The organism is Sagittula sp. SSi028, assembly GCF_048553715.1.
GTDB lineage: Bacteria > Pseudomonadota > Alphaproteobacteria > Rhodobacterales > Rhodobacteraceae > Sagittula.
This window is the reverse complement of record NZ_JBLZNC010000031.1, coordinates 1-4,520: the sequence shown is the minus strand read 5'-3', so window position 1 is coordinate 4,520 and position 4,520 is coordinate 1. Positions and strand designations below refer to the sequence as shown.

1 protein-coding gene is annotated in these 4,520 nt (G+C 64.7%); it reads right to left on the bottom strand.

The features are described from left to right. On the bottom strand, positions 1-4,520 hold a 4,520-nt coding region (locus tag ACN5AZ_RS18540; RefSeq protein WP_419430381.1), incomplete at both ends, for a beta strand repeat-containing protein.

Here is a 4,520-nt window from a genome sequence, read left to right as displayed (position 1 = left end):
CAGGGATCGGATTGACCGCGATGGTCATCGTCGCGCTGGCGACTTCTGCGTCAACTACATCTCCATCGGTGACGGTATAGTCGATGCTGACCGTGCCGTCGAAGTTTGGCGCGGGGGTGAAGGTCAGGCTTTGGGCCTCGGCGGCGGATAGGGAGATGGCTGCGCCCGCAGGCACAGTGACGGGGGTCCCGTCATCCGCAATGTAGGCGATACTGCCCTCGGCGGCCGTGGGGGCGGTCAGGGCGATGACAGGGTCATTGGGCCCTTGCGTGCCGGTGTCGCCCGCAGGTGTTGCGGGGTCGCCATCGTCATTGGCCAGCGGGTTGATGGAGATCGGGCCTGCGTCCTCATCCACCACGAACAGATCAGCGGTCGCGTCCGGTGCGGCGTCGATTGAGAGCGACAGGGTGGCAGGCTCGGAAGTGTCGCCATCCACATCGGTCAGCGTGTAGGACAGCGGATCAACGGTGCCGTCAAAGTCCGGCGCGGGTGTGAACACCAGCGTGGCGGCTTCGGCAGGGGTCAGCACGGCCCCTTCGCCAAGCGCGACCACATCCCCATTGGCATTTGTATAGGTAAAGCTGCCCTGCGCGGGAGCGGGCAGATTGGTGAAGGTCACTGCAGCCAGACCCGATCCGGGATCGGTTTCATTGGCAAAGATGTCGATCGCAGTCGGGCTGTCCTCGGCAATGGTGAGGGTTTCAGAGGTGGCATCAGGTGCGGGGTCCACGGTGATGCGGGCCACCGCGCTGGAGGTGTCGCCATCCGCATCGGTCAGCGTATAACCGATGGGATCGACTTGACCGGAGAAGTCGGTCGGGGTGCCAGCGGCATCTTCAGGCACGAAGGTGAGCGTGGCCAGAGCCTGCGCGTCAAGCACAGCGGCGGCGGTGCCCAGATCTGCGGCGTCCAGTTGGACGGTTACGCCCGAGGCGTTGACATAGGTCAGCAAGCCCTGCGCGGGATCGGGCAGAGAGGTCAGGGTCACGGTGGCAGGTCCGTCGCCTTGATCATCGGCGCCGATGGGCCCGCTGATCAAGGTGGAGAGGTCGGCGTTGGCGCCTTCCTCGACGACAAAGGCGTCATCGACGGCCTCTGGCAACAGATCGACAAACAGCTCGACCGAGGCGCTGTCTGTGCCGCCATCGCTGGCGGTCAACGTATAGGTAAAGGGCGTTATCGGGCCTGCAACGCCCTCGGCAGGGGCAAAGGACAAGGTCGCCGCCTCGGCCGGTGTCAGCGTGGCAGGGACGGCTGGATCGAGTGTCAGCAGCGTGCCATTTGCGTCGGTATAGGTCAGGACACCCTGCGTTACGTCGGGCAGCCCCGAGAAGGTGACGGCGGTGGCGGGGTCGTTAAAGCTGTCGTTGGCAATTAGGCCAAGCGGCGCGTCTGTGCCTTCGGGAATCACCAGCGCGGGGTTGGTCTGATAGCTGTCGTCGGTGGCGTCCACCAAGGTTGCGACCGAGCCTGATAGAGTTGCGGTATCGGTGTCGCCATCGGTATCTGTCACAGTGTAGGTGACGGGATCGACGATGCCAAAAAAACCGGCAGTGGGCGTGAACAGCAGGCTGTCGGCCTGATCTGCGGTCAGGGCCTGGCCTGCTGTTAGCGCGGTGCGCGTGGCGGCATCGCCGGGGATGGTCTCATAGCTCAGCACGCCCTGCGCGGCATCGGGCAGCGCATTGACGGTGACAGTTGCAATGCCATCGCCAAAGTCGATGTCATTGGCCAGAATATCGGGCGCAATGGCCGTATCTGACGGCGTGGCGAAGCTGTCGTCCGCCAGATCGGGAATGCCATTGACCTGAATGCTCGCGCGGGCGCTATCGGAGGCGCCGTTGGTATCAAACAGCGTATAGGCCAGCGGCGTGGTATTGCCGACAAAGCCAGGCGCAGGGGTAAAGGACAGGGTCGCGGCCTGCGCTGGTGTCAGGGTTGGCGGGCTTGCGGGGGCAATCTGGACCACTGTGCCATTGGCGTCCGTATAGGTCAGCGTGCCCTGATCTGCGGGGGGGACTGTGTCCAACCGCACCGATTGCAGGCCAGCGCCTGTATCGTCATTGGACAGCAGGTCGATGGCGACGGGTACATCCTCGTCGGTGACAAACGCCTCTCCGGTTGCGTCAGGGGTCGGGGTTACGATGATCGACAAGACGGCGGTGCCAGTGTCGCCATCCGCATCGGTCAGCGTATAGGGGATCGGATCCAGCGCGCCGAATGTATCTTCGGCGGGGGTAAAGATCAGGGTCGCGGCTTCGGCAGGTGTCAGCACGGTATCGACGCCTGCGGGCAGGGTCTGTGTGGTGCCGTTGGCACCTTGATAGGTGATCACACCGTCGGCTGCAGGCGGCCCTGCAAGGGTGACGCTGGCCAGCTCATTGGCAGCAAAATCGTCGTTGTCGAGGATCGGCAGCGCGACAGCTGTGTCCTCGGGGGTCTCGACGCGATCAGCGGTTGCATCCGGTGCGGCATCGATGGTGATGCGCAGGGTTGCGGTGTCTGTATCGCCATCCGCATCTGTCAGGGTATAGGGCACGGGATCGACCACGCCGGAGAAGTCGGGCGCGGGGGTGAACACCAGTGTGGCGGCCTCGGCAGGGGTCAGCGGGGCGCCTGCAACGACGGGTTGGACTGTGCCGCTGGCATCTGTGTAGCTGAGGCTGCCTTGGGTCGCGGGGGGCAGCGTATCAATGGCAAAGCTGGCGATGCCGTCGCCGAGATCGTCGTTTGAGACGATGTCGAGCGGGAGGGGGGTGTCCTCCTCGCCCGTTGCGGCGTCATCGGCGGCTTCTGGCAGGCCGTCGACCAGAATGGTGATCGCGGCGCTGTCGGTGTTGCCGCCATCAGGATCGGAGATGGTGTAGTTGATCGGCGTGACCGGGCCTTGATACTCGGCAGCGGGGGTGAAGGTGAGGGTGTTGAACTCGGCCGGGGTCAGGACCGCAGGAAGGTTGCTCGGATCGACAGTCTGCAGCACGCCGGCCGCGTCGGTATAGGTCAGCACACCTTGGGTGGCAGGGGGTACGGTGTCGATAGACACGCTGGCGGCCGGACCGCCGGGGTCGTCATTGGCCAGCGGGCTCAGCGCGACAGGGCTGCCCTCGGGGGTGGTGATGGCATCGTCTGTGGCCACCACGGTGGCGTCGATCTCGATGCGCACAGTTGCGCTTTCGGTATCGCCATCGGCATCGGTGACCTCATAGACCAGCGGATCAACCGGGCCGTTATAGGCTGGCGCAGGGGTGAAGCTGAGCGTTGCCGCTTCCGCCGGGGTTAGGGTCTGTGGCAGGGCCGCAGGGGCGATGACCACAGGTGCGTTGGCACCGTCGGGGATGTAGCTGACGCTGCCTTGGGCTGGATCGGGCAGGGCGGTGATCGCCACAGTGGCCGGCCCGTCGCCTTCGGGATCCGCGTCATTGCCCAGCGGGTCGAGCGCCACGGTCTGGTCCTCCGCGATCGAGACGAAGTCATCGGCAAGATCGGGAATGCCGTCCACGGTGAGGGTCAGCGTCGCGGTATCTGTATCGCCATCCACATCGGTCAGGGTATAGCCGAAGGGCGGGATCGGCCCCGAGAAGTTGGCGGCAGGCGTGAACACGAGGCTTGCGGCCTGCGCCGGGGTCAGCGGTGTGCCTGCAACGACGGGCTGTTCCACGCCATTGGCGTCCACATAGCTGAGCACGCCCTGCGCGGGATCGGGCAGGCTGTCGAAGGTGACCGAGGCAAGGCCCGATCCGGCATCGTCATTGCCCAGAACATCAATGGGCGTTGGCGTGTCTTCGGTGACGGTAACCGCATCGTCGTCCGCATCAGGGGCGGCATCGATAGAGAGGTTGATCACCGCGCTGTCCGTGTCGCCATCCGCATCGGTGACGGAATAGCCGATCGGGGTCACCGGACCAGTGTAATCCTGCGCGGGCGCAAAGCTGAGGGTGGCAAACTCGGCCGGGGTCAGATCATCGGGCAGGTTTGCCGGATCAACCAGCACAGTCGCGCCGCCCGCATCGGTATAGCTCAGCACACCCTCGGTGGCCGCAGGGGCGCTGGTCAGCGCCACCAGATGCGGGCCATCCGCGCCGACAAACGTGCCGGTTGCCGCGTCAAAGTCGGGGTCATTTGCCAGCGGGTTCAGCGCCGTGGGCGTGTCCTCGGCAATCACCAGTGTATCGTCGGCCACCTCGGGCTGGCCATCCACGGTGATGGTGACAGAGGCCGGATCAGAGACCCCGCCGTTGGTGCCTTCGAGCGTATATGTGAACGGCGTCACCGGCCCCGAGAAGTTATCCGCAGGGGTGAAGATCAGGCTGTTCAGATCCGCCGGAGACAGGCTGTCGCCCGCCGCAACAACAACCGTGGCTCCGCCCGCATCGGTATAGCTAAGCACACCCTCGCTCAAAGGCGGAACAGAGCCGATCACAAGCGCCGAAAGCCCCGAACCCGTGTCGTCATTCGCCTCAAGATCCAAAGACACCGCCGTGTCCTCAGCTGTCACATAGCTGTCTGGCGTCGCATCGGGG